At 66.6% G+C, this 25,833-nt stretch carries 22 protein-coding genes; 5 read left to right on the top strand and 17 right to left on the bottom strand.

The window, feature by feature from the left end:
* Window positions 1-2 precede the first annotated feature (2 nt).
* The gene (locus HNP55_RS02350) at window positions 3-1,322 is read right to left on the bottom strand and encodes a hypothetical protein (RefSeq protein WP_184295780.1); all 1,320 of its coding nucleotides are present in this window, start codon (window positions 1,320-1,322) and stop codon (window positions 3-5) included.
* A gap of 233 nt (window positions 1,323-1,555) precedes the next feature.
* Between HNP55_RS02350 and clpB the strand changes: the two genes are divergently transcribed.
* Window positions 1,556-4,150, top strand: a complete 2,595-nt coding sequence (gene clpB / locus HNP55_RS02345) for an ATP-dependent chaperone ClpB (RefSeq protein WP_184295778.1) — start codon at window positions 1,556-1,558, stop codon at window positions 4,148-4,150.
* A gap of 34 nt (window positions 4,151-4,184) precedes the next feature.
* On the opposite strand, the gene HNP55_RS02340 is transcribed toward clpB, so the two are convergent.
* Both HNP55_RS02340 and HNP55_RS02335 read right to left on the bottom strand, forming a co-directional pair.
* Window positions 4,185-5,528 carry a murein L,D-transpeptidase family protein gene (locus HNP55_RS02340; protein WP_184295776.1) on the bottom strand — a complete coding sequence of 448 codons (1,344 nt, stop codon included), beginning with the start codon at window positions 5,526-5,528 and terminating at the stop codon, window positions 4,185-4,187.
* A gap of 56 nt (window positions 5,529-5,584) precedes the next feature.
* Window positions 5,585-6,679, bottom strand: coding sequence for a tetratricopeptide repeat protein (locus HNP55_RS02335; protein WP_348648641.1), 1,095 nt, complete (start codon window positions 6,677-6,679; stop codon window positions 5,585-5,587).
* Between the two features lie 291 nt (window positions 6,680-6,970).
* Between HNP55_RS02335 and HNP55_RS02330 the strand changes: the two genes are divergently transcribed.
* A complete protein-coding gene (locus HNP55_RS02330) occupies window positions 6,971-7,864 on the top strand; it encodes a hypothetical protein (protein ID WP_184295772.1) in 894 nt (297 codons plus the stop codon).
* 163 nt (window positions 7,865-8,027) lie between these two features.
* A complete protein-coding gene (gene nadB / locus HNP55_RS02325; protein WP_246448115.1) occupies window positions 8,028-9,629 on the top strand; it encodes an L-aspartate oxidase in 1,602 nt (533 codons plus the stop codon).
* A gap of 8 nt (window positions 9,630-9,637) precedes the next feature.
* Here nadB and HNP55_RS02320 read toward each other — a convergent pair whose 3' ends face one another.
* The 3 genes from HNP55_RS02320 to HNP55_RS02310 form a co-directional block, all read right to left on the bottom strand.
* Window positions 9,638-9,928, bottom strand: coding sequence for a late competence development ComFB family protein (locus HNP55_RS02320; protein WP_184295768.1), 291 nt, complete (start codon window positions 9,926-9,928; stop codon window positions 9,638-9,640).
* A gap of 85 nt (window positions 9,929-10,013) precedes the next feature.
* Entirely contained in the window at window positions 10,014-11,114 is a 1,101-nt protein-coding gene (gene nadA, locus HNP55_RS02315; RefSeq protein WP_184295766.1) for a quinolinate synthase NadA, read from the bottom strand.
* Window positions 11,115-11,124: 10 nt separating this feature from the next.
* On the bottom strand, window positions 11,125-12,000 hold the full coding sequence (locus HNP55_RS02310) for an AraC family transcriptional regulator (protein ID WP_184295764.1): 876 nt from the start codon (window positions 11,998-12,000) through the stop codon (window positions 11,125-11,127).
* Window positions 12,001-12,083: 83 nt separating this feature from the next.
* Between HNP55_RS02310 and HNP55_RS02305 the strand changes: the two genes are divergently transcribed.
* Window positions 12,084-13,322 (top strand): MFS transporter, encoded by a 1,239-nt coding sequence (locus HNP55_RS02305; protein WP_184295762.1) that lies wholly within the window; start codon window positions 12,084-12,086, stop codon window positions 13,320-13,322.
* 47 nt (window positions 13,323-13,369) lie between these two features.
* Window positions 13,370-15,115, top strand: a complete 1,746-nt coding sequence (locus HNP55_RS02300; RefSeq protein ID WP_184295760.1) for a thiamine pyrophosphate-binding protein — start codon at window positions 13,370-13,372, stop codon at window positions 15,113-15,115.
* Window positions 15,116-15,117: 2 nt separating this feature from the next.
* Here HNP55_RS02300 and rraA read toward each other — a convergent pair whose 3' ends face one another.
* From rraA to HNP55_RS02245, 11 genes are all read right to left on the bottom strand, one after another.
* The gene (rraA, locus tag HNP55_RS02295; protein ID WP_184295758.1) at window positions 15,118-15,618 is read right to left on the bottom strand and encodes a ribonuclease E activity regulator RraA; all 501 of its coding nucleotides are present in this window, start codon (window positions 15,616-15,618) and stop codon (window positions 15,118-15,120) included.
* A gap of 40 nt (window positions 15,619-15,658) precedes the next feature.
* Window positions 15,659-15,889, bottom strand: a complete 231-nt coding sequence (locus tag HNP55_RS02290; RefSeq protein ID WP_184295756.1) for an RNA-binding S4 domain-containing protein — start codon at window positions 15,887-15,889, stop codon at window positions 15,659-15,661.
* A gap of 35 nt (window positions 15,890-15,924) precedes the next feature.
* Entirely contained in the window at window positions 15,925-17,475 is a 1,551-nt protein-coding gene (locus tag HNP55_RS02285; RefSeq protein ID WP_184295755.1) for a PAS domain-containing methyl-accepting chemotaxis protein, read from the bottom strand.
* 272 nt (window positions 17,476-17,747) lie between these two features.
* Window positions 17,748-18,440 (bottom strand): phosphoserine phosphatase SerB, encoded by a 693-nt coding sequence (gene serB / locus HNP55_RS02280; protein ID WP_184295753.1) that lies wholly within the window; start codon window positions 18,438-18,440, stop codon window positions 17,748-17,750.
* 11 nt (window positions 18,441-18,451) lie between these two features.
* Window positions 18,452-18,871 (bottom strand): type II toxin-antitoxin system VapC family toxin, encoded by a 420-nt coding sequence (locus tag HNP55_RS02275; protein WP_184295751.1) that lies wholly within the window; start codon window positions 18,869-18,871, stop codon window positions 18,452-18,454.
* On the bottom strand, window positions 18,868-19,191 hold the full coding sequence (locus HNP55_RS02270) for an antitoxin (RefSeq protein WP_184295749.1): 324 nt from the start codon (window positions 19,189-19,191) through the stop codon (window positions 18,868-18,870). Before HNP55_RS02270 ends, HNP55_RS02275 begins: the two co-directional genes overlap by 4 nt.
* A 72-nt stretch (window positions 19,192-19,263) precedes the next feature.
* Window positions 19,264-22,728, bottom strand: a complete 3,465-nt coding sequence (gene mfd, locus HNP55_RS02265) for a transcription-repair coupling factor (protein WP_184295747.1) — start codon at window positions 22,726-22,728, stop codon at window positions 19,264-19,266.
* Between the two features lie 182 nt (window positions 22,729-22,910).
* Window positions 22,911-23,573 carry a PEP-CTERM sorting domain-containing protein gene (locus HNP55_RS02260; protein ID WP_221439426.1) on the bottom strand — a complete coding sequence of 221 codons (663 nt, stop codon included), beginning with the start codon at window positions 23,571-23,573 and terminating at the stop codon, window positions 22,911-22,913.
* Window positions 23,574-23,827: 254 nt separating this feature from the next.
* The gene (locus HNP55_RS02255) at window positions 23,828-24,472 is read right to left on the bottom strand and encodes a CCXG family PEP-CTERM protein (RefSeq protein WP_184295743.1); all 645 of its coding nucleotides are present in this window, start codon (window positions 24,470-24,472) and stop codon (window positions 23,828-23,830) included.
* A 223-nt stretch (window positions 24,473-24,695) separates the two neighbouring features.
* Entirely contained in the window at window positions 24,696-24,947 is a 252-nt protein-coding gene (locus HNP55_RS02250) for a GlsB/YeaQ/YmgE family stress response membrane protein (protein WP_221439425.1), read from the bottom strand.
* A 187-nt stretch (window positions 24,948-25,134) separates the two neighbouring features.
* On the bottom strand, window positions 25,135-25,788 hold the full coding sequence (locus tag HNP55_RS02245) for a CCXG family PEP-CTERM protein (protein WP_184295741.1): 654 nt from the start codon (window positions 25,786-25,788) through the stop codon (window positions 25,135-25,137).
* Window positions 25,789-25,833: the final 45 nt, after the last annotated feature.

Here is a 25,833-nt window from a genome sequence, read left to right as displayed (position 1 = left end):
GGTCAGAACACAAAGTCGAGAACGGCCGAGAACACCCGGGCATGGCCCGGCTCCGCGCTGTTGTGCCGCCAGCCGAGGCCACCGTTGGCATAGGTGTGGACCTGGTCCAGCTGCAGCTTCAGCGCCATGCGCTGATGGAAGTCGTAGCGCAAGCCCAGGCCGACCGAGGCCTGGTCGAAGCGGAAGGCGTTGAGCGCGCCGGCCGCACCCGCGCCCAGGGCCGCGGCGCCGGCGGCGGCCTGCGGGCCCAGCAGCGGGGCCAGCTGGGCCTCCCAGTCCTGCGGGGCGGGCAGGGCGGCCCGGTCGGGCAGGGCGCGGCCGGCGATCAGATAGCCGGTCAGATGGCGCCAGCGCCGGCCCAGCGAGGCATAAGCCCGCCAGCCGCCCGACATGCCGCTGGCCAGTTGCACCCGGCTCAGCTCCGCCGTGGCCTGCCAGGGCGAGCCGTTGTATTGCAGCCCCAGCGAGAAGTACTGGGCCGTGCTGTGGCTGTCCAGGTCTTGCGCCAGGGCCTGGGCCTGGGCGGTCAGGGGCGCCAGGGCGGGGACGGGCAGGGTGGCCAGGGCCTCGATGCCTTGCTGCAGCTGGCGCAGGATTTCGGGCGAGCTGATGTGCAGATCGGCGCGCAGATAGCTGGCCTTGAGCAGCAGGTTCTCGCTCTCGCGGCTCAGGCTCAGCACCAGCAGCTTGCGCGCGTCCAGACGCACCGAAACATCGTTGCGCAAGTCCTGCACCGTGCTGCGGCTGCGGCCCAGCGAAAGCTTGGCCCGCCAGTCGGCCTGCGCGGCCTGCCAGTCCACGCTGAGGTCGGCGCCGTCCATGGTGTTGACGGGCATCCAGCCATAGAACTCCACATTGGGCCGGGCCCAGGGCAGGGCATAGCCGACGTTGCGCACATCGGCCTGCAGAAAGACATCGGGGCTGGTGCGGCCCAGGCGCAGATGCCAGTTGGGGGCGGGGTGGTAGCCGATGAAAGCCCATTCCAGCGATTCGCTCACCGGGCTGTCCTTGGCACGCTGGCGCAAGACCAGCTGGGCCACCCCTTCCCAGCGCTCCGACGGGCTCCAGTTGGCCTGCAGGCCCAGGCGAGAATCGGGCAAGGCGCTGAGCCGGCCCGCGGCGCCGACCTGGGTTTGTTCGCGGGCGAACAGCCAGTCGCCATCGCTGTGGCTGAGCCCCAGGCTGCCGAAGCCGCTCAGCCGCAGCGGGGCCGCGCCCTCATCGGCCTGCGCCGGCGCGGTGGCGGCACACAGCAGGGCCAGGGCCAGGGCGGCAGCCTTGTTGCGGTGGCGCGGAGCAGGCGGATTCAAGACATCGTGCATGGCGGACCTTTGCGCGAAACGGCAGGCGTTCAATGCAGGGCGGCACAGCGGCCTGTGTCCACTATACGTCTCGACTTGGCGTTAGTAATCGGCGCGTGCTACGGGGTGTTTGCCCTGTATTTCCCGCGCTACGAGGCCTTGCGCTTTGTCAGGGCTTGGTGCTGGAGCCGGCAAGCCGGGGCTTGAAATAGGATTGGCCGGGCCCATTTGTCAGCCATCGGAGGATTCAAGCCATGCGTGCAGACAAGTTCACCAGCCGTTTTCAGGAAGCCCTGGCCGAGGCCCAAAGCCTGGCCGTCGTTCGCGACAACCCCTATATCGAGCCCGCCCATGTGCTGGCGGCGATGTTGGTTCAGGACGATGGCCCGCGGGCGCTGTTGGAGCGTGCCGGCGTCAATATCAATGGCCTCAAGACGGCCGTGGAAACCATTGTGGCCGGCCTGCCCCAGGTCAAGGGCGAGGGCCAGCAGGTCACGGCGGGCCGCGACCTCATCTCGCTGCTGCAGGGCGCCGAGAAAGAGGCGGCCAAGCGTGACGACCAGTTCATCGCCAGCGAGATGTTTCTGTTGGCGCTCAGCGATGCCAAGACCGATCTGGCCGGCGTGGCGCGTGGCCATGGCCTGACCCGCAAGGCCCTGGAGGCCGCCATCGATGCCGTGCGCGGCGGCCAGAAGGTCGACAGCGCCGAGGCCGAGGGCCAGCGCGAGGCGCTGAAGAAATACACCCTGGACCTGACCGAGCGCGCCCGCAACGGTAAGCTCGACCCGGTCATAGGCCGCGACGACGAGATCCGCCGCGCCATCCAGGTGCTGCAGCGCCGCAGCAAGAACAACCCGGTGCTGATCGGCGAGCCCGGCGTGGGCAAGACCGCCATCGTCGAGGGCCTGGCCCAGCGCATCGTCAACGGCGAGGTGCCCGACAGCCTGAAGAACAAGCGCGTGCTGGTGCTGGACATGGCCTTGCTGCTGGCCGGGGCCAAATACCGTGGAGATTTCGAGGAACGTCTAAAGGGCGTGCTCAAGGAAGTGGCCCAGGACGAGGGCCAGACCATCGTCTTCATCGACGAGATCCACACCATGGTGGGGGCCGGCAAGGCCGAGGGTGCCATCGACGCCGGCAATATGCTCAAGCCCGCACTCGCGCGCGGCGAGCTGCACTGCATAGGCGCGACCACGCTGGACGAATACCGCAAATACGTGGAGAAGGACGCCGCCCTGGAGCGCCGCTTCCAGAAGGTGATGGTGGACGAGCCCACGGTGGAGGCCACCATCGCCATCCTGCGCGGCCTGCAGGAGAAGTACGAGCTGCACCACGGCGTGGAGATCACCGACCCGGCCATCGTCGCCGCGGCCGAGCTGAGCCATCGCTACATCACCGACCGCTTCCTGCCCGACAAGGCCATCGATTTGATCGACGAGGCCGCCGCCAAGATCAAGATCGAGCTGGACTCGCGCCCCGAGGTGATGGACAAGCTGGACCGCCGCATGATCCAGCTCAAGATCGAGCGCGAGGCTGTCAAGCGCGAGAAGGATGAGGCCTCGCAGAAACGCCTGGGCCTGATCGAGGAAGAGCTGCTCAAGCTGCAGCGCGAGTACGCCGAGCTGGAAGAGATCTGGACCACCGAGAAGGCCCAGGCCCAGGGCTCGGCCCAGGTCAAGGAGGAGATCGAGCGCCTGCGCTTCCAGATCGAGGAGTTGACCCGCAAGGGCGATTTCGACAAGGTGGCCGAGCTGCAATACGGCAAGCTGCCCGAGCTGGAGAAAAAGCTCAAGGCCGCCCAGGCCACCGAGGCCGGTAAGAAAGGCCCCGACGCCAAGCCGCGCCTGCTGCGCACCCTGGTGGGCGCCGAGGAAATCGCCGAGGTGGTGGCGCGTGCCACCGGCATCCCGGTGGCCAAGCTGATGCAGGGCGAGCGCGACAAGCTCTTGCAGATGGAAACCAAGCTGCACCAGCGCGTGGTGGGCCAGGACGAAGCCATCAGCGCGGTGGCCGACGCCATCCGCCGTTCGCGCGCCGGCCTGTCGGACCCGAACCGCCCGACCGGCAGCTTCCTCTTCCTGGGCCCCACCGGTGTGGGCAAGACCGAGCTGTGCAAGGCCCTGGCCGGTTTCTTGTTCGACAGCGAGGAGCAACTGGTGCGCATGGACATGAGCGAGTTCATGGAGAAGCACTCGGTGTCCCGCCTGATCGGCGCGCCGCCCGGCTATGTGGGTTATGAAGAGGGCGGGGCGCTGACCGAGGCCGTGCGCCGCAAGCCTTATTCGGTGCTCTTGCTGGACGAGGTGGAGAAGGCCCATCCCGATGTCTTCAATGTCTTGCTGCAGGTGCTGGACGATGGCCGCCTGACCGACGGCCAGGGCCGCACGGTGGACTTCAAGAACACCGTCATCGTGATGACCAGCAATCTGGGCTCACAGCAGATCATGGCCTTGGCGGGCGAGTCCTCCGAGCTGATTCGCGAGGCGGTGTGGGGCGAGGTGAAAGCGCATTTCCGCCCCGAGTTCTTGAACCGCATCGACGAGACCGTGGTCTTCCATGCCCTGGACGCCAAACACATCGAGGCGATCGCCAAGATCCAGCTGAAGATCCTGGAGCAGCGCCTGGAGAAAATGGAGATGACGCTGGATGTCAGCCCCGTCGCCCTGGCCGAGCTGGCCAAGGCGGGTTTCGACCCGGTCTTCGGCGCCCGCCCGCTCAAGCGCGCCATCCAGCAGCGCATCGAGAACCCGCTCTCCAAGCTGATTCTGCAGGGCAGGTTCGGGCCCAAGGATGTGATCCCGGTGGACTATGCCGAGGGCGAGTTCCAGTTCGGGCGCACGGTGCACTGAAGCTAAAAAGGGCAGCCTGGGCTGCCCTTTTTCTTCAACTGACCACGCCGTCAAAAATGATGCGCCAGCGCCCCTCCTGCTGGCGCCAGTACTGGCGCTTGAGCGCCGGCGTGGGGTTGAGGGCGCTGAGTTCGCGGTAGGTGACGATCATCACCGGCTCCAGGTCCTGGCTGGGCAGCACGCTCAGGCGTTCCAGGCTTTGCACCGGCAGCTCATGGGCTTGCATGCGGGCCAGATTGTGGGCCAGGCGCTGGGCTTCGCTGTCGGAGCCGCGCTGCAGACCGGGCTCGTACAGGCCGCGCAAGGCATTCGCGTCCTGCTGCAGACGGGCCTGCTGCCATTGCCTGAAGGCGCTTTCAAACTGCGCATCCACCGGGGTCTTGCCATCCTTTTTGGCGACCCAGTCCACATGCTCAAAAATCAGCACCGGCGTCTCGCGCGCCTTGACCGTGTCGGCCAGGAACTGCATATCGTCGTTGCTGAGCACGATGCAGCCGTCGGTCGATTGCGGCCCGCGCGCATAACTGCCGGCCCGCTCGCCATGCAGCCAGATGCTGCTGCCGCCGCGGCCCACCATGCGGTCGTACTCGTTCGGGTAGTTCAGCGGCAGGGCGGCGGCGCCGTAGCGGGCCGCTGCTTCGTCGCGCCGCAGGCCCACCTGGTAGACACCCAGCGGCGTGCGCTGGTCGCCTTCCATCTGCTTGGAGACGCCGGCCTTGCCCAGCGAGACATAGCTGTCCTTGACCAGCTCCATGCCTTGGCCGCGGTTCTGGAAGAGATAGAGCCGGGCTTTTTGCGTGTCCACCACGATGGCGTGCTGGACCGTGGCGGGCAGGCCTATCAATTCCTTGGGCAGGGCGTCTTGCGGCGGCCGCTCCACCAGGGCGGCCAGGCGCAGGCGGGCCTCCTGGCGCAGGGCTTGGCTGCGCTCGCGCTGCTCCTCGCTCGCGCCGGCCAAGGCCTGGGCGGCGGCCTCTGGCGTGCTGCGGGCCAGCAGCAGATCGGCGTAAACCAGCTGAGCCAGCGAGAAATCGGGTTGGCGTTTGACCAGGGCTTCGACGGTCTCGAAGGCTTGGCTTTCTTCGCCTTTGGCCAGCAACTGGTAGGCCGAGATCAGCTGGCCCTCGGGCGTCTGGGTGTTCAGCCGGGCCGTCAGCAAGCTGGGTTGGGGGCTGCTGGTGGCCGCGGCCGGGCGCTGCGGGACGTAGGCCTCCACCCGGGAGGATAGAAAGTTCATGCCGCTCAGGCCCACGACGGCCGTGCCACCGACGCAGGCCAGCAGCAGGGCGGCGCGCAGCAGCCCATATTGGGCCGGCTTGGGCCGTCGCTTCGAGGCTGAGGGCGCCGCGGAGTCGGGCGCCTGTTGGGGGTCCTGCATATCAGCCCGGGGAGAAAGAAGAGAAATAGAGAGAGAAAGGAGCGGGGTTCTGCAGTTCAGCCGGCCGACTCTTGCGTGATCAGCCAGGCACCGGACTTGGACTTGATCAGCTGCAAGGTCTTGCTGCTCTTCACGTCCAGCGAGTCGGAGTTGTAGTCCTGGCGGAAGCTGACGCTGGCCTTGTCGCCGTTCAGCTTGATTTTCAGCTGGGAGAGTTCCACCTTGATCTTCTTCTTGCCCATGATGCGGGCGCGGCGGTCTTCTTCCCAGGCCTTGCGGCTGGCGGACTTGCCCTTGAACTCGGGTGCGTAGGCCTTGTAATAGTCCTTCATATCGCGCTCGCTCCAGGCCTGGGCCCAGGCTTGCACGGCTTTGTTGAGCGCTACTTCCTGGGCCTGGGCTTCTTGTGCGGCGCTGTTGTCGGGCTTGGCGGCCGGGGTGACCGGGGCGGCCGGCGCGGCTGGCGCCGATGCAGCGGCCACGGCCACGGGTTTGGCGGCGACCGGAGCAGGAGCAGGTGCCGGTGTCGCGGCGGGCGCGGGCTTGGTGACTGCCGGCGTGGGCGGTGTTGCCGCGGCTGGCTTGGCCGCAGCGGCTTGCGTGGCCACCTTGGCCGCGCGCGGGTCCACGCTGGCTTCAAACATGTTTTGCACCACGGCCAGCTTCAGCGGCAGATGGTTGTCGCCCTTGTCCAGGGCCAGGGCTTTCTTATAGGCCTGGCCGGCCAGGCGGGCGTAGACATCGCCCAGATTCTGGAAGGCGGTGGCATAGCCGGGATTGGTGCGTATGGCCAGTTCCAGGGCCTGGCGGGCCTTTTCGTAGTCGCCCTGGCTGCCGTAGATGACGGCCAGATTGTTGTAGGGGCCGGGCAGGTCGGGGTTGGTCTCGATCAGCTTCTGGAAGACGGCAATGGCCTCGGCCTGGCGGTTCAGCTGCGACAGTGCGATGCCGCGCTGCAGGCGCAGGCGCGCGTCATTGGGCTTGGCCTGCAGCAGGGTGTCTATCTTCTTCAGTCCGTCCGCGGCCTTGCCCTGGGACAGCAGGGCTTGCACATCGCTCACATCGTCGGCACGGGCCGCAGCGTTGCACAGTCCCAGGCTCAGGCTGAGGCCGAGTTGCAGGACGAGAGTGCGCAGGGGAAATCGTGTCACGGACGGATTGGAAGACATGGTCGCGGCTTGATTTTGGGTGGGCGGATTGTAGCGGCGACCCTGTTCGGCCCCGGCCGCGGCTTGTCGGGGTGGCCGGGGCGGTCTGGCTGGCTGTTGTTGCCGGCGAGAAAGCCGGATTTCCCCGAGCAAACTGGCCCGGCCTGCATGCTAGAGTCCGGGTCGAAATCCGGGCCGTATGCCGGGTGGCTGGGCCGACCGCGGCGCTCGAAGGCGCGGGCCAAACCCCCAAATTGCACAGACAAGCAACCCAAGCGAGAAAGTCGACTCTCCGTGCTCAAACCAGGCCCCGCCCGTTTTTGCCAACGACCCGGTTCGGTCGTGCTGGCGCTTGGCCTGGGTTTGGCTTGCGCGGGCAGCATGGCCATGGAGCTGGGCCGGCCGCAGACCCTGTCCGGCCTGGGCGAGGCCTTGTCGTTGAAGCTGCCGCTGCGGCTCAGCCCGGGCGAAACCCTGAATGTGGATTGCATCCAGGTCACGATAGAGACGGCCAACCAGGTCTTGCCCGCGCAGCAGGTGCAAAAGACGGTGGACTACCCGGCCGACAGCCAGAGCGGCTGGATCTGGATCAAGACCACGGTCGCCATCGAGGAGCCGGTGCTCAAGCTGGCCCTGGGCTGCCCGCAGCAGCAAATCACCGCTTTCATCGACCCCGTGCCGGCCGCTGCTGCCAAGCCGTCGGCAGCCTTGGCCGCTCCATCATCCACGGCCACCTTGGCCAAGGCGCCGGCTCGCGTCAAGCCGGTGGTCCTGGGACCGGATCGGCTGCGCTTTGATCTCGACAGCGGCAGGGCCAGGCGCGCCAGCAAGACGGCGGGGGATTGGCAGCAAGATGCGCAGAATCCGGCGCGCGCGGGCTTTGCGTTGCTGATGAGCTTGGAGCCGGGGCGCCCCCCCGCCGCAGCGCCGGCCGAGGCCCTGGCGTCGGCCTCGGGCCTAAGCCAGCGCGTTCAGCAGGCCGAGCGTGAATTCACCAGCTTGCAGCAGGAGCAGGCCAGTCTCAATCGGGAGCTGGACAGCTTGGCGCAGCGCCTGGCGCAGCGGCAGACCTCGTCCTGGGCCGCCGGTTCGCCCCTGCTTTGGCTGGGCGCCACGGCCATGCTGGCCCTGGCCGGCCTGGCTTATCGCTGGCTGAAGCCGCGCTGGCGTTCGCTTTCGGATCGCTGATTGCCCAGCTTTATCGGGCCTTGGGGCTGGCAGTGGCCGCGCTCTTCGTAGAATGCCCCATTCCTATTGATGGCGCCTTGCTTGCGAGGCGCGAGGCTCTTGCATGAGTGCTGCCGCTGCTGCGTCCCCCCGAACTCCCGATTCCTCTGTTGCTGACGCTGCCATGGCGAATCCGACCCTGCCCATCGTCATCGTCGGCGCCGGCCTGGCCGGCCTGACCGTGGCCCTGCATCTGGCCGACCGCCAGCCCGTCATCGTGCTGGCCAAGCGCGAGCTGAACGAGGGCGCCACGGCCTGGGCCCAGGGTGGCATCGTCGGCGTGCTGGGGCCGGACGACAGCATAGACAGCCATGTGCGCGACACCCAGGACGCCGGCGCCGGCCTGGTGGACGAGGCCACGGCCCGCTTCATCGCCGAGCGCAGCGCCCAGGCGGTGGAATGGCTGGTGCGCCAGGGCGTGCCCTTCACGCCGGACAGCGCCGGCCCGCTGGGTCTGCACCTGACCCGCGAGGGCGGCCATGCGGTGCGCCGCATCGCGCACGCGGCCGATGCCACCGGCAAGGCCATCCACGACCAGTTGCTGGCCGCCGCCGCGGCCCACCCCAATATCGATCTGCGCCAGCGCTGGATGGCGCTGGACCTGATCACCTCCCGCCATCTGCATGCCGAGGAGGAGCCGCGCTGCTATGGGCTGTACGCCCTCGACATCGATGGCCAGAAGGTCGAGGCCCTGGCCGCCCAGGCCGTGGTGCTGGCCACCGGCGGCGCCGGCAAGGTCTACCGCTACACGACCAACCCCGACACCTCCACCGGCGACGGCATCGCCATGGCCTGGCGGGCCGGCTGCCGGGTGGCGAATATGGAGTTCATCCAGTTCCACCCCACCTGCTTGTACCACCCGCAGGAGCGCAGCTTTCTGATCACCGAGGCCTTGCGCGGCGAGGGCGGGCATTTGAAATTGCCCGACGGCACCCGCTTCATGGCCGCACATGACGAGCGCATGGAACTGGCGCCGCGCGATATCGTCGCCCGCGCCATCGACTTCGAGATGAAAAAACATGGCCTGGACCATGTGTGGCTGGACGCCACCCATCTGGGTGAAGCCTTTTTGAAGGAGCACTTCCCGACGGTTTATGCGCGCTGCCTGAGCCTGGGGCTGGACATCGCCAAGCAGATGATTCCCGTCGTGCCGGCCGTGCACTTCACCTGCGGCGGGGTGGTGACCGATCTGAACGGCAGCTGTGATCTGCCCGGCCTCTATGCCGTGGGTGAAACCAGTTACACCGGCCTGCACGGCGCCAACCGCCTGGCCAGCAACTCCTTGCTGGAATGCGTGGTGCTGGGCCAGACCTGCGCCAGCCATATCGAGGCCTTGCCGGCGCTGGCCCCGGCGCCGCTGCCGGCCTGGGACGAGAGCCAGGTGGAAGACGCCGACGAGCAGGTGGTGATCGCCCATAACTGGGACGAGCTACGGCTCCTGATGTGGAACTACGTCGGGATTGTGCGCACCACCAAGCGCCTGGATCGGGCCCTGCACCGCATCCAGCTGCTGCGCGGCGAGATCGACGATTACTACGCCAATTTCCGCGTCAGCCGTGATCTGCTGGAGCTGCGCAATCTGCTCGATTGCGGCGAGCTGATCGTGCGCTCGGCGCTCTTGCGGCATGAGAGCCGCGGCCTGCATTTCAGCCGCGACTATCCGCGCACCCTGCCGGTCAGCTTCCCGACCGTGCTGATGGCGGAGCGAGGCTTGAAGAGCCGCTGAGCAGGGGCTCAGCCATTGGCCCGCAAGCTGCTGCGGGCCTGCACAAAGACGAAGGCGTAGTTGACGGCCTCGAGGATGGCGGCATCGATCTCGCTGCGCTCGTGCTCGGTCAGGTAGAACAGAAAGTCCACCGCGTGGCGGATGTAGCGGGGCGGCAGGCGGTTCAGCGCCACGCAGGCCACATCGCACAGCAGATCGCTGTCGGCCCGGATATCGGGGTAGTCGTCGGCCGCCTTCATCACGGCGCCGAGCACCTCGCGCTCGTGGTAGTTGTACAGCGAGCTGAAGTCCTGGTTCATCTGCGTCTCCCTTGCAATGGTTCGCCAGGATAAGCCCCGGGGCCTGGCGGTGGCGGGCGGAAATGCGGGCCCCCAGGGCCCCAATTCAGGCCGCGCCTATGCCTGGCACCAGGCCGCCCTGCCTGGCCTTCAAGGCCGCGGTGAAGTCCAGCATGCGGGCGATGCAGCCCAGGGCCTTGACGCGGGTGGGCTCGTCCACCGTGATCTCGCCCTGGCCGCTGCGCAGGCAGTCGATCAGGTTTTGCAAGCCATTCATGGCCATCCAGGGGCAGTGGGCGCAGCTCTTGCAGGTGGCGCTGTTGCCGGCGGTGGGCGCCTCGATCAGGGTCTTGCCCGGCGCCAGCTGGCGCATGCGGTGCAGGATGCCGTTGTCGGTGGCGACGATGTATTCCTGCGCCTGGCCCTCGACCACGGCCTTGATCAGGGCCGAGGTGGAACCCACCACATCGGCCATCTCGACCACGCTCTTGGGCGACTCCGGGTGGACCAGAATCATCGCGCCGGGGTGCTGCTCGCGCAGCAGTTCCAGCTCCAAACCCTTGAACTCATCGTGCACGATGCAGGCACCGTTCCACATCAGCATATCGGCGCCGGTCTGCTCCTGGATGTAGCGGCCCAGATGGCGGTCGGGCGCCCAGAGGATTTTTTCGCCCCTGGCATGCAGGTCGGCGACGATCTCCAGCGCGCAGGAGCTGGTGACCATCCAGTCGGCCCGCGCCTTCACGGCGGCGCTGGTATTGGCGTAGACCACCACCTTGCGCTCGGGGTGGGCGTCGCAGAAGGCGGCGAACTCGTCGGCCGGGCAGCCCAGGTCCAGCGAGCAGGTGGCGTCCAGATCGGGCATCAGCACGCGCTTCTCGGGGCTCAGGATCTTGGCGCTCTCGCCCATAAAGCGCACGCCGGCCACCACCAGGGTCTGGGCGGCGTGGTCGCGGCCGAAGCGGGCCATCTCCAGCGAGTCGGAGACGATGCCGCCGGTCTCCAGCGCCAGGTCTTGTAGATCGCCGTCCACGTAGTAATGCGCCACCAGCACGGCGTTGTGGGATTTCAACAGCGCCGCGGCCTCGGCCTTCAGCGCCTGGCGCTGGCTGGGCTGGAGAGGGGCGGGCACCTTGGCCCAGGCATGGGCCGTGCAGCTTTGGCCGGCGGCGTCCTGGAGGGGGTAGTCGAAGAGCACTTGGTTCATGGGCTCAATTTTAGGCTTCGGCGAAAAACCGGCTGGGTGGCATGCCTACGGTGCGTCGCACCATCGCGGAAAAAGCGCTGGCGCTGGCATAGCCCAGTTCGGCGGCGATCAGCTTCATGGGCTGCTTGCGGGCGGCCAGGCTGAGGGCGCGGGCCAGCAGCACCTGCTGGCGCCACTGGGCATAGCTGCTGTCCAGCTCCTGCCTGAACAAGCGGGCCAGGGTGCGGGTGCTGGCGCCGACCTCGGCCGCCCAGCCGTCCAGGTCGGCATGGCGCTGCGGGTCTTTCAGCATCGCCTCGCAGAGCTTGCGCAGGCGCTTGTCCTGCGGCAGGTCCACGCCCAGGCGCAGGCTGCGGGCGCGGCGCAGCTCGTCCTCGATCAGGGTGGCGATGCAGTGTTCGCGCAGCTGCGCCTGTGGGGCGATCTGTTGCGAGCTCACAAGCGGCGGGGCATCGGGCGCCACCGCCAGCTGCAGCACCAGCTCGCGCAGCAGGGGCGAGACCTCCAGCACCCGGCAATCCCGCCAGGCCCTGGCCTCGTCCGGCGCCAGGCCGGGGCCTATGCGCTCGGCATGCTGGTGCAGATAGAGCGTGCGCAGATCCACCCGCTCCACCGCCGTGACCGCGTGCACCACCTTGGGTGGGATCCAGACCGCGCGCGAGGGCGGCACCAGAAAGGTTGCGCTGGCCGTGCTGACCCGCACCACGCCGCTGATCGAAAACACCAGCTGACCCCAATCGTGCTGGTGGGGCAGGATGTCCACATCGTGCTCCAGCAGCCTGGACTTGGCCCGCACCGGGCGGGCGCTGCTGGGCGCGAAGCGCAGCGGGTCCAGGGGGGGCAAGCTGGTGCGGGTCTGGGGGCGGGCTTTGGCGCGGGGCGGCATGGTCGGGGCGGCTGGCTGAAACTCGATAGAACTTGGCGAACTATCGTAACTTGGCCGAGGCCGGCTTGCCTAAAGTCAGGCCCATGAACACCCAAACCGCAACCCTCGGCATTGCGCCCGGCGACCAGGCCCGGCGCGATTTCGCCACCATCAGCCTGATCGGCCTGGCCCATGGCACATCGCATTTCTTCCATATGCTGCTGCCGCCGCTGTTCCCGGTCTTCATCCGGGAGTTCGGGCTCAATTACTCGGAGCTGGGCCTGCTGGTCAGCACCTTTTTCATCATCTCGGCGATTGGTCAGGCCCTGGCTGGCTTTTTGGTCGACCGCACGGGCGCGCGGCCGGTGCTGTTTGCCGCCTTGGCTTGTTTTGTGCTGGCCAGCGCGGCGGCCGGTCTGGCCAGCGGCTTTGGCGGCCTGCTGCTGGCGGCGGCGCTGGCGGGTCTGGGCAACTCGCCCTTCCATCCGGTGGACTTCACCATTCTCAACAAGCGGGTCTCCCAGCCGCGCCTGGGCCATGCGTTTTCCATCCACGGCATCACCGGCAATCTGGGCTGGGCTTTTGCGCCGGTCTTTCTGATCGGGGTCAGCGAGGCCAGCGGCGACTGGCGCCATGCCTATCTGGGCACGGCCTTGATTGCGCTGGCGGTGATGGGCGTGCTGGCCCTCAAGCGCGAGGCCATCGATGACAGCCAGGGCAGTTGGTCGCATGAGAAAGCGGGGGCGGCGGTGCTCAAGGACGAACACCCCATGGCTTTTCTGCGCCTGCCCTCGGTGTGGCTGTGCTTCTCCTTTTTCTTCTTCGGCACGGCGGCGCTGACGGCCATCCAGAGCTTTGCCAGCCCGGCCCTGAGCAGCCTGTACGGCCTGGAGGCCCATGCCACCGCCTTTGTGGTGACGGGCTATATGTTGTGCGGTGCCGTCGGCATGTTGATCGGCGGCTTCTGGGTGGCGCGCAGCGCCAGCCTGGAGCGCAATATCGCCATCGCCCTGGCGATTGCCGCCGCCTTGCTGAGCCTGGCCGCCACCGGCTGGGTGCCGCCCCTGCTGGCGGCCGGCGTCGTGGCCCTGGCCGGTTTTGGCACCGGCCTGGCCGGGCCCTCGCGCGATATGTTGATCAAGCGCGCCGCGCCCCCCGGCGCCACCGGCCGGGTTTATGGCACGGTGTATTCGGGCCTGGATCTGGGCTTTGCCGTGGCCGCACCGGTCTTCGGCGCGCTGATGGACCATGCCCATCCCGGCGGGGTCTTTCTCGGTGCGGCCTTCGCGCTTGTGCTGGCGATCATCGCGGCCAATCTGGTGAACCTTGCTCGCAAACCCTAGGCCGGCAAGACCTGAGCCCGCCCATCCCCGCAGCTACAGTGCAAGCCATGACGACGAACACCTCCCGCCCCCTGGGCAACACATCTTCATCACCCCGTCTGGCGGGCCATTTGCTGGTGGAAGCCCTGGTCGCGCAGGGCGTGACCGACGTTTTTGGCGTTCCCGGCGAGAGCTATCTGGCGGTGCTGGACGGCTTTCACGAATATGCCGACAAGATCCGCTTCATCGCCTGCCGGCAGGAGGGCGGCGCCGCCTTCATGGCCGAGGCGCAAGGCAAGCTGACGGGCCGGCCCGGCATCTGCTTTGTGACCCGTGGCCCCGGCGCCACCAATGCCAGCATCGGCCTGCACACGGCGTTCCAGGACTCCACGCCGATGATTCTCTTCATCGGCCAGGTGGCCAGCGATCAGCGTGACCGCGAGGCTTTCCAGGAACTGGACTACCGCCAGATGTTCGGCCCCGGCACGCTGGGTTTTGCCAAATGGGTGGGCGAGGTGCAGGACGCCGAGCGCCTGCCCGAGTATGTGGCGCGCGCCTTCCATACCGCCTTGCAGGGCCGGCCCGGCCCGGTGGTGCTGGTGCTGCCCGAGGACATGCTGACCCAGCTGACGACTGCCCCCGTGCTGCCCCGCGTGCAGCCGGCCCAGGCCTGGCCCGCGCCGGCGGCCCTGGCCGAGTTGCGCGAGCGCCTGCTGGCCGCCAAGCGGCCGCTGGTGATCGCCGGCGGCGGCGGCTGGACGCCCGCGAGCTGCGCCGCCCTGCAGCGCTTTGCCGAGAACTGGCGGTTGCCGGTGGGCTGCGCCTTCCGCTTCCAGGACTTGTTCGACAACCGCCACCCGCAGTACGCCGGGGACGTGGGCATCGCCATCAACCCCAAGCTGGCCGCGCGGGTGCGCGAGGCCGATCTGATTCTGGCCGTCGGCCCACGCCTGGGCGAGATGACCACCGGCGGTTACCAACTGCTGCAAGCCCCGCGGCCGCAGCAGACCCTGGCCCACATCCATGCCGGGGCCGAGGAGCTGGGCCGGGTTTATGCGGCCGATCTGATGATCAATGCCAGCATGTCCTGCGCCGCCCAGGCGCTGGAGACGCTAACGCCACCCCCCAGCGTGCCCTGGCAGACCTGGACGCAGGCCGCCCAGGCCGACTACCAGGCCAATCTCCAGCCTCAGCCGGTGGCGCCGCTGGACATGGCCGAGGTGGTCAAGACCCTGGGCCGGCTCTGCCCCGAGGGCACGGTGTTTACCAATGGCGCGGGCAATTACAGCGGCTGGCTGCACCGCTTCCATCAATACCCCGGCCTGCAAGCGCATGGTCGCACCCAGCTGGCACCCACCAGCGGGGCCATGGGTTATGGCCTGCCGGCGGCCGTGGCGGCCAGCCTGCTGCAGCCCGAGCGTTGGGTGGTCAATATCGCCGGGGACGGGGACTTTTTGATGAATGGCCAGGAGCTGGCCACGGCCACCGGCTACGGCGCCGGCAAGCTGCTGTGCGTGGTGGTGGACAACGGCACTTACGGCACCATACGCATGCATCAGGAGCGGGAGTATCCGGGGCGGGTTTCGGGCAGCGATCTGTTCAACCCGGATTTCGCCATGCTGGCGCTGGCGCATGGCTGGAGCGCGCAGCGCATAGAACGGACCGAGGACTTCGAGCCCGCCTTGCGCGAGGCCCTGGCGGCCGGCCGGCCCTGCCTGCTGCATCTGCGCCTGTCCAGCGATGTGTCGACCAGCCGCAGCACGCTCAGCGCGATTCGCGAGGCGGCGCAGCAGCGTTTGAATCAGCCCAGCTGAAATCAGCCCAGGTGTAGCGCCTGGGTGCTGACGACGACGCCGTCTTCATCGGCGTAGAGCCAGTCGCCGGGCCGCAGCCAGTGACCCTGGATCTGCACGGGCAGGCCGGCCAGGCCCTGGTCTTTTCTCTCGGTCGGCATGGGGCAGTGGCCGAGGGCCAGGATGCCGGTCTGCGCCTGCGCCAGCTCGGCCAGGTCGCGCACACAGCCTTCGATCAAGAGCCCGGCCCAGCCATTGTTGGCCGCGGCCGCGGCCAGATTGCCGCCGAGCAGGGCGCGGCGCAGCGAGCCGCCGCCGTCCACCACCAGCACGCGGCCCTGGCCGGCGCTTTCCACCGCCTCCTTGACCCGGCTGTTGTCCTCGAAGCAGCGCACGGTGGCAATTGGGCCGGCAAAGCGTTGGCGCCCGCCATAGCTGCGGTGCACGCCGGGCAGGGCGAGGAATTCGCCGCTGCTATTGCTTTTGTGGAGGTCGCAAAAATCGCAGGTGGAAAAGCGGATCATGGCGTTTCGGGCGGTGCCGGGATTTTCGGTGGGCGGGCGTTCAGGCCAGGCTGGGGTCGGCCTTGACCAGGATCTTGGCGCCCTCGGCCAAGACGCTCTGGCCGGGGCGGATCTTGGCGGTCTTGCGCAGCTCGGTCTGGCCATCCACCTGGATCTGGCCCTCGGTGATCAGGGTTCGGGCACGGCCGCCGCTCTCGACCAGGCCGGTGGCCTTGAGCAGTTTGTCCAGGGCGATGAACTCGCCGCGCAATTCAAAGTCGATATTTTGCATATCGCTATTGTCCCAGTTCCGCTCAGCCCGGCCGCTCAGCGCTCGCTGAATACCCCGACCGCCTCAACCAGGACGCTGGCTTGCTGCTTCAGTTTCTCGGCGGCGGCGGCCGACTCTTCCACCAGGGCGGCGTTTTGCTGGGTCATCTGGTCCAGTTGGGAGACGGCGACATTGACCTGGCCGATACCGCTGGACTGTTCGCGGGTGGCGGCGCTGATCTCGCTGATCAGATTGTTGACGCGATTGACCTGATTGACGATTTCACTCATTTCGTCGCGGGCGCGGCTCACCAGATTGGCGCCGGCCTCGACCTTGTCGACGCTGTCGCTGATCAGGCCTTTGATCTCCTTGGCGGCGGAGGCGCTGCGCTGGGCCAGGCTGCGCACCTCACCCGCCACCACGGCGAAACCGCGGCCTTGCTCGCCGGCCCGGGCGGCCTCGACGGCAGCATTCAGCGCCAGGATATTGGTCTGGAAGGCAATGCCATCGATCACGCCAATGATGTCGGAGATTTTCTTGCTCGAACTGGTGATGTCCTGCATGGTCCCAACCACTTGGCCGACGACATTGCCGCCACGCGCTGCCGCTTCGCTGGCCGAGCCCGCCAGTTGTGCGGCCTGCTGGGCGGTGTCGGCATTGTTTTTGACGGTGGCCGTCATTTGCTCCATCGACGCGGCGGTCTGCTCCAGGCTGGATGCGGTTTGCTCGGTCCTTGAACTCAGGTCCATATTGCCGTTGGCGATTTCCGAGCTGGCATTGCGCACGCCAGAGACTTGCCCCGACACATCGTCCACCAGAGAGCGCAGGTTCAACCCCGCCTGGTTGACCGCTCGCATAATCATGCCGATCTCGTCTACGCGGTTGAAGGCGAGGTTCTCCCCCGGTTGACCCGAGGCGACGCTCAGGGCCTGGCGCTTGACCAGGCCTAGCGGGGTGGAGATCTGCGAGTCCAGCCACAGCGCCACCACCACAGCCGACAGGACGGCGACGCCGGCCATGCTGGCCAAGGCCATGCCGCTCAAACCCAGAGCGGCCGCTGTGGCGATGAAGACGGCGGACAGGCAGGCCAGCGCCAGGCGGATACGCCAGCAGACGGGCATGATTTGCAAGGCGGAGGTCCAGCCCAGCAGGCCGGTGCGCACGATCAGGCCTTGATGAAAGGCCAGCTTGCCCGCGCGGTTTTCGCGAAAAGCGGCATAGAGCTTTTCGGTCGCGGCGATTTCGGCCCGCGAAGGCTTGGTCCGCACGGACATATAACCCGTTACCTTCCCTCCACGCACCACCGGCGCGGCATTGGCACGCACCCAGTAATGGTCGCCGTTCTTGCGGCGGTTCTTGACCAGAGCCGTCCAGGATTGCCCCGCCTTCAAGGTTGCCCACATATCTGCGAATGCCTGGCTCGGCATATCCGGGTGCCGCACCATATTGTGGGGTTGCCCGATGATCTCTTCGCGCTCGAAGCCGCTGACGGTCACGAAGGCGGCATTGGCATAGGCGATATGGCTTTGCGTGTCGGTGGTCGACATCAAAGTGGCATCGGCCGGGAAGTCGTATTCGTGCTGGGTAACCGGGAGATTGGTTCTCATCGCGAGCATTCCTTGGAGTTGAAGACGATGGGTCGCAAGCGGCAGGCGACGGCACTTCTTGATGAGTGCTCCCTGCAGAATTCGCTTGTTATGCGCCTCTTGCTCGGTGCCTGGTCAGTGCGGTTGTTCCGTCCGGCGAAGCGCTTTTGATAATTGTCAAATCCCTGATCCGGATCGAAATTTAGTTTTGTCTCGCGCGGCGTGAAAGCCCGAGGTGTGCGGCTATCGCCCGTCAATTCCTTTCGAAACCCTGTTTTTGTAGCGCCTGTGCCTCACTGCAGCAGGCCGAGCAGGCTTTGCAGGCCTCCCTGATTGATCGCCACCATGGCTTGCTCGCGCACCTTGGGCTTGGCGTGATAGGCCACCGACAGGCCGGCCACGCTCATCATGGGCAGGTCGTTGGCGCCGTCGCCCACGGCCATGGCCTGGCTGGGTTGGCAGCCCAGCTCGGCGCAGCATTGCAGCAGCATGCGGCGTTTTTCTTCGCCGTCGCAGATCTCGCCCCAGGCCTGCATCACCAGGCCGCCGGTCAAACGCCCGTCGGCCAGTTCCAGCTCATTGGAGCGGACAAAGTCCATGCCCAATTGCTCGGCCACATAGGAGGTGAAATAGGTGAAGCCGCCCGAGACCAGCAGCAGTTTGAGCCCGGCCGCCTTGAGCGCGGCGCAGAGTTCGCGCGCACCGGGGTTGAACTGCAGGCGCTCCCGCAACACATGTTCCAGCACCGAGGCGGGCACGCCTTGAAGCAGGGCCAGGCGGCGGCGCAGGCTGTCCTTGAAGTCGCTGATCTCACCGCGCATGGCCGCCTCGGTGATGGCGGCCACCTCGGCGCCGCGGCCGGCCACGGCGGCGATCTCATCGATGCATTCGATGGAGATCAAGGTGGAGTCCATATCGAAGGCGGCAAGGCGGAAGTCCGCCAGGCGCAGGGGCGGGGTGAAACCTTGGATGACGAGGTCTTGCATGGGCTTGGGGTTCAGGTCCAGTTTTCGAGAGTCAGCCCCGGGACACGCTGAAACTCAGCGTCGGCCGTGACCAGGGTGGCGCCCAGGGCCAGGGCGTGGGCAGCGATCAAGGTGTCATGGGGCCCGATGGGCGTGCCGGCCGCTTGCAGCCGGCTGCGCAGCAGGGCATAGGGCTCGGCGACCGTGGCGTCCAGCGCGAGCACGGTGATATAGCGCATCGCCTCCTCGTAGCGTCGCTGCAGGCGCAGGCTGCTGCTGAGGCGTAGGCCGAAGCACAGCTCGCATTGCACCAGCACGCTGGTGCAGATCTTGGCCGGGCTGCTGGCGCTGTGCAGGGCCGCCAGGCGCTGCATGGCCGCGCCGGTGGGCTGGCGCATCAGCTGCGAGATGATGTTGGTGTCCAGCAGGTAGAGCGTTGCGGCTACGCTCATGTCTCGGGCTCACCCAGCACGATGTCGTCGAGCGGCAGCAGGCCGGCATCGATGTCCGGGATGGGCTCCTCAATCGGGCCTTCGGCCGCCCATTGCTCAAGCAGGGCCAGCAGCGCGGCCGGGGCGCCCGGCTCGAACTTGGGCTTGATCGCTTCGATGATCAGCCGGTCGCCCTCGCGGCGCATCAAGGCCTCGTTGCCGGGCAACTCGAACTCCTTGGGGATGCGCACCGCTTGGTTGGCACCATTGCGGAACAGGCGGACATGGCGCTCGCCGCCTTCGGGCCAATAGACGGTGGCATTTTCTCTGGCAACAGGCATGGCACAGCTCCAGGCAGGGGAGGGATAGGCGAAAAGTCTAGCCTATGCCGAGGCATAGGCCAAGCCCAAGTATCAGTCCTGGCGCTGCGGCTGACCCAGCAGCCGCAACACCTCACGGATGGCTTGTGCGCGGTCCTTGGGGTCGCTCAAGGCCTTGTCGATGCGCAGCTTGTCATTGCCCACCAGCTTGATGTTCCTGTTCTTCTGCACCAGCTCGATCACGCGCATGGCGTCGATGGGCGGGTTGGGGCGGAAGTTGATATTCATGGCGCTCGCACCGGCGTCTATCTTGGCCACGCCGTAAGGCTTGGCCAACACGCGCAGGCGGTGGGTGTCGAACAGGGTCTGGCCCTGGGCGGGCAGCTTGCCGAAGCGGTCGGTGACTTCTTCCAGCAGCTTGTCGATCTGCTCATTCTTCTCGGCCGAGGCCAGGCGCTTGTAGAGCGAGAGGCGCTGGTGCACATCGCCGCAATAGGCGTCGGGCAGCAGGGCCGGGGCGTGCAGATTGATCTCGGTGCTGACGCCCAGCGGCGAGAGCAGATCGGGTTCCTTGCCGGCCTTGAGCGAGCGCACCGCCTCGGCCAGCATCTCGTTGTAGAGCTGGAAGCCGATCTCCATCATGTTCCCGCTCTGGTGCTCGCCCAGCATCTCGCCGGCCCCGCGTATCTCCAGATCGTGCATGGCCAGGTAGAAGCCCGAGCCGAGTTCTTCCATGGCCTGGATGGCGTCCAGGCGCTGGGCGGCCTGCTTGGTCAGGCCTTGCAGATCGGGCACCATCAGATAGGCATAGGCCTGGTGATGCGAGCGGCCGACGCGGCCGCGCAACTGGTGCAGCTGGGCCAGGCCGAATTTGTCGGCGCGGGCGATGATGATGGTGTTGGCGCTGGGCACGTCGATGCCGGTCTCGATGATGGTCGAGCACAAGAGCACATTGTGTTTGCCGCTGACGAACTCGCGCATCACCCGCTCCAGCTCGCGTTCCGGCATCTGGCCGTGGGCGATGATGATGCGGGCCTCGGGCACCAGCTCTTCCAGCTTCTGGCGCCGGTTTTCAATGGTCTCGACCTCGTTGTGCAGGAAGTAGACCTGGCCGCCGCGTTTCAATTCGCGCAGCATGGCCTCGCGGATGGTGCCGCTGGTCTCGCTGCGCACAAAGGTCTTGATGGCCAGGCGGCGCTGCGGTGCCGTCGCGATAACGCTCAAGTCGCGCAGGCCTTCGAGTGCCATTCCCAGCGTGCGCGGGATGGGCGTGGCGGTCAGCGTCAGCACGTCGACCTCGGCCCGCATGGCCTTCATCGCCTCCTTGTGGCGCACGCCAAAGCGGTGTTCCTCATCGATCACCAGCAGCCCTAAGCGCGCGAACTTGCAGTCGGCCGACAAGAGCTTGTGGGTGCCGACGACGATGTCGATGGTGCCGTCGGCCAGGCCCTCCATGGCGGCCTTGATTTCCTTGGCCGAGCGGAAGCGGCTCATCTCCGCCACCTTGACCGGCCAGCGGCCGAAGCGGTCGGCGATGTTCTGGTAATGCTGTTCGGCCAGCAAGGTGGTGGGCGCGAGGATGGCCACCTGCTTGCCGCCCATCACGGCGACAAAGGCGGCGCGCAGCGCCACCTCGGTCTTGCCAAAGCCCACATCGCCGCAGACCAGGCGGTCCATGGGTTTGGGCGAGATCATGTCCTGGATCACTGCATGGATGGCGGCGCGCTGGTCGGCCGTTTCCTCGAAGCCGAAGCTGGCGGCAAAGGCCTCGTAGTCGGGGCCCGAGTAGCGGAAGGCGTGGCCCTCGCGGGCGGCGCGGCGGGCGTAGAGATTGAGCAGCTCGGCGGCGGTATCGCGCACCTGCTCGGCGGCCTTGCGGCGGGCCTTTTCCCACTGGCCCGAGCCCAGGCGGTGCAGCGGCGCCTCTTCCGCTGAGACGCCGGTGTAGCGACTGATCAGATGCAGCTGGGCCACCGGCACGTAGAGCGTGGCCTTGTCCGCGTATTCGAGATGCAGGAACTCGGACGCGCCATCGCCGATATCGATATTGATCAGCCCCTGGTAGCGGCCGATGCCGTGGTTGCTGTGCACCACCGGATCGCCGACCTTGAGTTCGGAGAGGTCCTTGATCAGCGCATTGACGTCGCTGACCTGCTCCTGCTTGCGCCGGCGCCGCGTCGTCGGCGTGGTGGCGAAGAGTTCGGTTTCGGTGATGAGCTGGAACTGGCGGCCAAGGTCGGGCTCGTTCCAGAAAAAGCCCGAGGCCAGGGGCGCCGCGGTGATGGCGAACTTCTCGGGGCTTGAGAGAAAGTCCTCCAGGCCGCTGACCGAGGGCGGGTCGATCTTGTTGTCGCGCAGCAGCTCCAGCAAGCTCTCGCGCCGGCCCTCGCTTTCGGCCAGCAGCAGCACGCGGTGGGGCGTGCTCTTCAGATGCGCGGCCAGGCGGGCCAGCGGCTCTTGCGCGCCACGCTCCACGCTGACGTCGGGCAGGGGGCGGGCGAAATCGACGGCATCGTTGCCGCGCAGCGCCAGCACCGCATGGCTGTGGGTGAGGCCGAAGAATTCTTCAAGCTTCAGGAATATTTCTTCCGGCGCCAGGATGGGCCGCTCGGGGTCGTGCTGCAGGAAGCGGTGGCGCTCGCGGGTGTCGGTCCAGAAGCGGTTCAGGGCCTCATCGATCTCGCCATGCAGGGCCAGGGCCGCGCCCTCGCCGAGGAAGTCGAAGATGGTGGCCGTCTGCTCGAAGAACACCGGCAGGAAGTACTCGATGCCACCGGTGGCGATGCCGCTGGCCATGTCTTTGTAGATGCGCGAACGGGTCGGGTCGCCCTCCATCTTCTCGCGCCAGCGGGCGCGGAAGGTCTGGCGTGCCGCCTCGTCCATGGGGAACTCGCGGCCCGGCAGCAAGCGCACCTCGGGCACGGGGTAGAGGCTGCGCTGGCTGTCGGGGTCGAAGGTGCGGATGGAGTCCACCTCGTCGCCAAACAAGTCCACCCGGTAGGGCACCAGCGAGCCCATGGGGAAGAGGTCGATCAGGCCGCCGCGCACCGCGTACTCGCCCGGCGACACCACTTGCGAAACATGGCTGTAGCCGCCCAGCGTCAGCTGGGCCTTCAGGCTGGCTTCGTCCAGGCGCTGCTTGGTCTTGAAATTGAAGGTGGTGGCCGCCAGGAAGGAGGGCGGGGCCAGCCTTGTGAGCGCCGTGGTGGCGGGCAGCAGCACCACATCGGCCTCGCGCTGCTCGGCGGGCAAGCCGCGTGATTGCAGCAGCCGCCACAGCGTGGCCAGGCGCTCGGAGATCAGGTCCTGGTGGGGCGAGAAGCTGTCGTAGGGCAGGGTCTCCCAGTCCGGGAAGACGGCCACACGCAACTCGGGCGCAAAGAACTTCAGCTCATCTTCCAGGCGCTGCGTGTCGCCGGGCTCGGCCGTGATGATGGCGGTGATGCGCCCGGCCGCCATCTGCGCGCTGGCAAAGCGGGCCAGCATCATGGCATCGGCCGAGCCGGTGGGGCGGGCGAGGGTGAATTTCTTGCCGGGGGCGATCAGGGGCAACTGCATTGGCGGGGAGGCTTCGAGGCTTGGATAGGAGGGCAGGCCTCGGGTCAAAAGCGGCGCTTTTGGAGAGCGCAGGGAGGCGGGGAAAGGATTGCGGATGATTGTAGGGAATCGTCGCCGGCTTCCCTGGCAGGGCCATAAAAAACGGCGCCCGAAAGCGCCGTTCAGCTCTGGGGCAAGAGGCTTCAGGCCTTGCGGCGGCGCGCCATCCAGCCCACCAGGCCCAGGCCGCCCAGCATCAGGGCATAGGTCTGAGGCTCGGGCACGGCGGCCACACTGCCCAGGGTCAGGTCGTTGATGGTGGGCCATACACCGGCCTCACCCGTGCCTTGGCTGCCCACCCACAGCTTCAGCGAACTCAGGCCGCCGGTGGACACAAAACCCAGGAAGCTGCCCGTGTTGGGATTCAGCAATTGCTGGCTGATGCTGCCGCTGGCGTCGGTGACCTGCAGCGTCAGGGCCGTGGCCGAGGTGGAGTTGCCGGAGATGTCCGAACCGAAGAAGAATCCTCCCACCGCCTGCACGCCGGCCGAGAAGCCGCTGAAGGTCACCGTGTCTCTACGGTTATTGGTGGCCAGCCAGACATCCACGCCGTCATCGGTGGCCGGGAAGAAGTTGCTGGTCGGGCCCACGCTGGCGGTATAGCTGTGGCTGCCGGCCGTGCGCGCCTGGGGCGTGCTCAGGGGGGTGGTGTAGTCGAGGTCGTCGAAGCTGTCGACGCCGGCATGGGTGATGGCGGCCAGATAGGCGGCCTGGCTGGTGTAGACCGTCACCGTGGCTTGTGCGCCGCCCGAGACGGCGAGGAAAGAGGCCAGCGCGATAGGCGCCAGAAGCGTCTTGAATTTCATGTGCATCAACCTTTTCTGGAGACTTTGAGGACCTGGGCGGGAGCGGGTGGGCTCCATACTGCAGGGCCCAGTCTCAGGCTTGAGGACGCTGGCGGCTACCCTTTAGCCTAGGGCCGGTGCTAACCCTAGAGTTCCAGGTAAAACAGGACTTGACGCGCATGAATTGCCTGATAAAAAGCAGCCCCGGTCTGCCGCGACCGGGGCTGCTGGATATTGACGGTGCAATCGCGCAGCACTCAAGTGCGCGGCAGCTGTTACCGGCGGCGGCGTCCGCCGCTCAAGCCCATGGCGGTGAAGGCCAAGCCTAGCAAGGCGAGCGAGGCAGGCTCGGGAACTTGGTTGCCCAGGCCGTCGAAATTGGAGAAGGTCTGATAGCCCGCCCCCTTGATGGAGAACTGGCCTTGCTGGCCGCCGTCGCAGCAAGATTCAAGACCCACGAGTTCCAGCTTGTGCTGGCCCGCGCTCAGATTGATGTTGGAGAACTGGAAGATGCCGCTGGTGTTGGCGTAGGAGTTGGCCCACCACATATCGGCGCTGCTGAAGCCCAGGGCCTGGCCGTCCAGAAACATGGCGCCACCCTTGCCGAAGTCCACACCGCTGCGCAGGCTCCAACTGCCCGCCTGGCTGGCCGAGACGAAGAAGTCGATGGTGGTCAGCGAGGCCACATTGCTGTTGCTGCTGTTGTGGAACACCGTGTTGTTGCTGAGATTGTCCCAACTGCTGACCTTGGCCGAGTTCTTGCCGGTGCTCAATGCCGTTTTGACGGTGCTGAGGTAGGCGGCCGCGCTGCTCTGGGCGGCTGCGGTGGAAAAGCCGGTTTCATAGGTCACGATGCTGGCTTGCGCGGCGCTCAGAGCGCTCAAGGCAAGCAGACAGGCGCTGGCCATGGTTTTTTTCATGAGGATGTTCTTTGTTTTGCTGGAGAAAACACCTGCGGTGCCAACAGCCACGGAGTGCGGCTGTCGCTGATTAATTTATTAAAAACGCCCATTTAGTCCAATCCCTTGAATAAGTGGTGTTTTTATCATTTTTATCGATGGAAACCGGGCCGGCCATGGCTTCGCACCATGAGAAACAGCCCTGCGAGAGGGCTGTTTCAAGGGGGGCGGTCGTTTGTCAGGTTCAGCTGTTCAGCTTGCCCCAGATGAAGAGCAGCAGCACGGCGCCGACCACCGACATCAACAGGCCGGCCGGGTGCAGCAGGCTGCCATCGGCCGAGCCGCTGACCAGCCTGCCGATGAAGCCGCCCACAAAAGAGCCGGCCACGCCCAGCACGCCGGTCATCAGCAGACCGATATTCTGCGAGCCGGGCATGATGAGGCGGGCGATGGCGCCCACCACGATGCCAATCAAAAACATCCAGAGGTAGTGCAAGAGGAGCTCCTTGGTTCAGGTTGAAGAAGAGCAGGCCGGTCCAGGTTTTTGGGGCACCGTGTTCTGCGCCAGCCCTCAACGCCGAGGACCGGCCCAGGGTCGACCGGCAAACTAGGGGTGGGCACCGATTTGAGGGGGCATGAAAAACGGCCCCGTAGGGCCGTCTCAAGCACAGGGGCAAGCCGGGTCAGGGCTTGGCCGCACGGCGGCGGCTCACCAGGCCGGCGGCGGCCAGGCCGGCCAGCATCAGGGCGTAGCTGGAGGGCTCGGGTACGGCGCTGATCAGGCCGTCGGTTTTGGCGAAGCTCTGGAAGCCGGCGCCATTGATCGAGAACTGGGCTTGCTGGCCACCATCGCAGCAGCCTTCCAGGCCGAAGATCTGCAGCTTGTGCTGGCCGGCGCTGATATTGATATTGCTGAAAGAGAAGGACTGGCTCGGGTCGTTGTAGTTGCCACCCCACCACATATCGTTGGTTTTGAAGCCCAGGGCCACGCCGTCCAGAAAGACCGCACCGCCCTTGCCGAAGTCCACGCCGGCGCGCAGGCTCCAGCTGCCGGCCTGGCCTGCGGCCACACCGAAATCGATGGTGGAGCGGAAGGCGATATTGCTGTTGGAACCGCCAAACACCGAGCTATTGCTGATGCCGTCGTAGAGGGCGATATCGGCCAGCTTGGCACCTGGCTGGGCCAGGGCGGCGTTGACCACGCTGCGGTAGTCGGCCGCGCTGGCCTGGGCGCCGGCTGTGGAGCTGGCGGTTTCAAAGGTGATCACACTGGCTTGAGCGGCCAGGCCGGCCAGGCCAAGAGTGCTCAGGACAAGGGCTTGGGACAGAATCTTCATGCGTAACCTTCAGGCTGCGAAAAGGCATCGGGGATGCGATGGCTG

Origin of the sequence: Roseateles oligotrophus, assembly GCF_014204525.1 — a bacterium.
GTDB lineage: Bacteria > Pseudomonadota > Gammaproteobacteria > Burkholderiales > Burkholderiaceae_C > Paucibacter_A > Paucibacter_A oligotrophus_A.
This window is presented reverse-complemented; position numbering and strand designations above follow the sequence as displayed.

What these genes read in the sequence shown, in the direction of transcription:
- HNP55_RS02350 (WP_184295780.1), bottom strand. Translation starts at nt 1,322, where the DNA reads ATGCACGATGTCTTGAATCCGCCTGCTCCGCGCCACCGCAACAAGGCT.
- clpB (WP_184295778.1), top strand. Translation starts at nt 1,556, where the DNA reads ATGCGTGCAGACAAGTTCACCAGCCGTTTTCAGGAAGCCCTGGCCGAG.
- HNP55_RS02340 (WP_184295776.1), bottom strand. Translation starts at nt 5,528, where the DNA reads ATGCAGGACCCCCAACAGGCGCCCGACTCCGCGGCGCCCTCAGCCTCG.
- nadB (WP_246448115.1), top strand. Translation starts at nt 8,028, where the DNA reads ATGGCGAATCCGACCCTGCCCATCGTCATCGTCGGCGCCGGCCTGGCC.
- HNP55_RS02320 (WP_184295768.1), bottom strand. Translation starts at nt 9,928, where the DNA reads ATGAACCAGGACTTCAGCTCGCTGTACAACTACCACGAGCGCGAGGTG.
- nadA (WP_184295766.1), bottom strand. Translation starts at nt 11,114, where the DNA reads ATGAACCAAGTGCTCTTCGACTACCCCCTCCAGGACGCCGCCGGCCAA.
- HNP55_RS02310 (WP_184295764.1), bottom strand. Translation starts at nt 12,000, where the DNA reads ATGCCGCCCCGCGCCAAAGCCCGCCCCCAGACCCGCACCAGCTTGCCC.
- HNP55_RS02305 (WP_184295762.1), top strand. Translation starts at nt 12,084, where the DNA reads ATGAACACCCAAACCGCAACCCTCGGCATTGCGCCCGGCGACCAGGCC.
- HNP55_RS02300 (WP_184295760.1), top strand. Translation starts at nt 13,370, where the DNA reads ATGACGACGAACACCTCCCGCCCCCTGGGCAACACATCTTCATCACCC.
- rraA (WP_184295758.1), bottom strand. Translation starts at nt 15,618, where the DNA reads ATGATCCGCTTTTCCACCTGCGATTTTTGCGACCTCCACAAAAGCAAT.
- HNP55_RS02290 (WP_184295756.1), bottom strand. Translation starts at nt 15,889, where the DNA reads ATGCAAAATATCGACTTTGAATTGCGCGGCGAGTTCATCGCCCTGGAC.
- HNP55_RS02285 (WP_184295755.1), bottom strand. Translation starts at nt 17,475, where the DNA reads ATGAGAACCAATCTCCCGGTTACCCAGCACGAATACGACTTCCCGGCC.
- serB (WP_184295753.1), bottom strand. Translation starts at nt 18,440, where the DNA reads ATGCAAGACCTCGTCATCCAAGGTTTCACCCCGCCCCTGCGCCTGGCG.
- HNP55_RS02275 (WP_184295751.1), bottom strand. Translation starts at nt 18,871, where the DNA reads ATGAGCGTAGCCGCAACGCTCTACCTGCTGGACACCAACATCATCTCG.
- HNP55_RS02270 (WP_184295749.1), bottom strand. Translation starts at nt 19,191, where the DNA reads ATGCCTGTTGCCAGAGAAAATGCCACCGTCTATTGGCCCGAAGGCGGC.
- mfd (WP_184295747.1), bottom strand. Translation starts at nt 22,728, where the DNA reads ATGCAGTTGCCCCTGATCGCCCCCGGCAAGAAATTCACCCTCGCCCGC.
- HNP55_RS02260 (WP_221439426.1), bottom strand. Translation starts at nt 23,573, where the DNA reads ATGAAATTCAAGACGCTTCTGGCGCCTATCGCGCTGGCCTCTTTCCTC.
- HNP55_RS02255 (WP_184295743.1), bottom strand. Translation starts at nt 24,472, where the DNA reads ATGAAAAAAACCATGGCCAGCGCCTGTCTGCTTGCCTTGAGCGCTCTG.
- HNP55_RS02245 (WP_184295741.1), bottom strand. Translation starts at nt 25,788, where the DNA reads ATGAAGATTCTGTCCCAAGCCCTTGTCCTGAGCACTCTTGGCCTGGCC.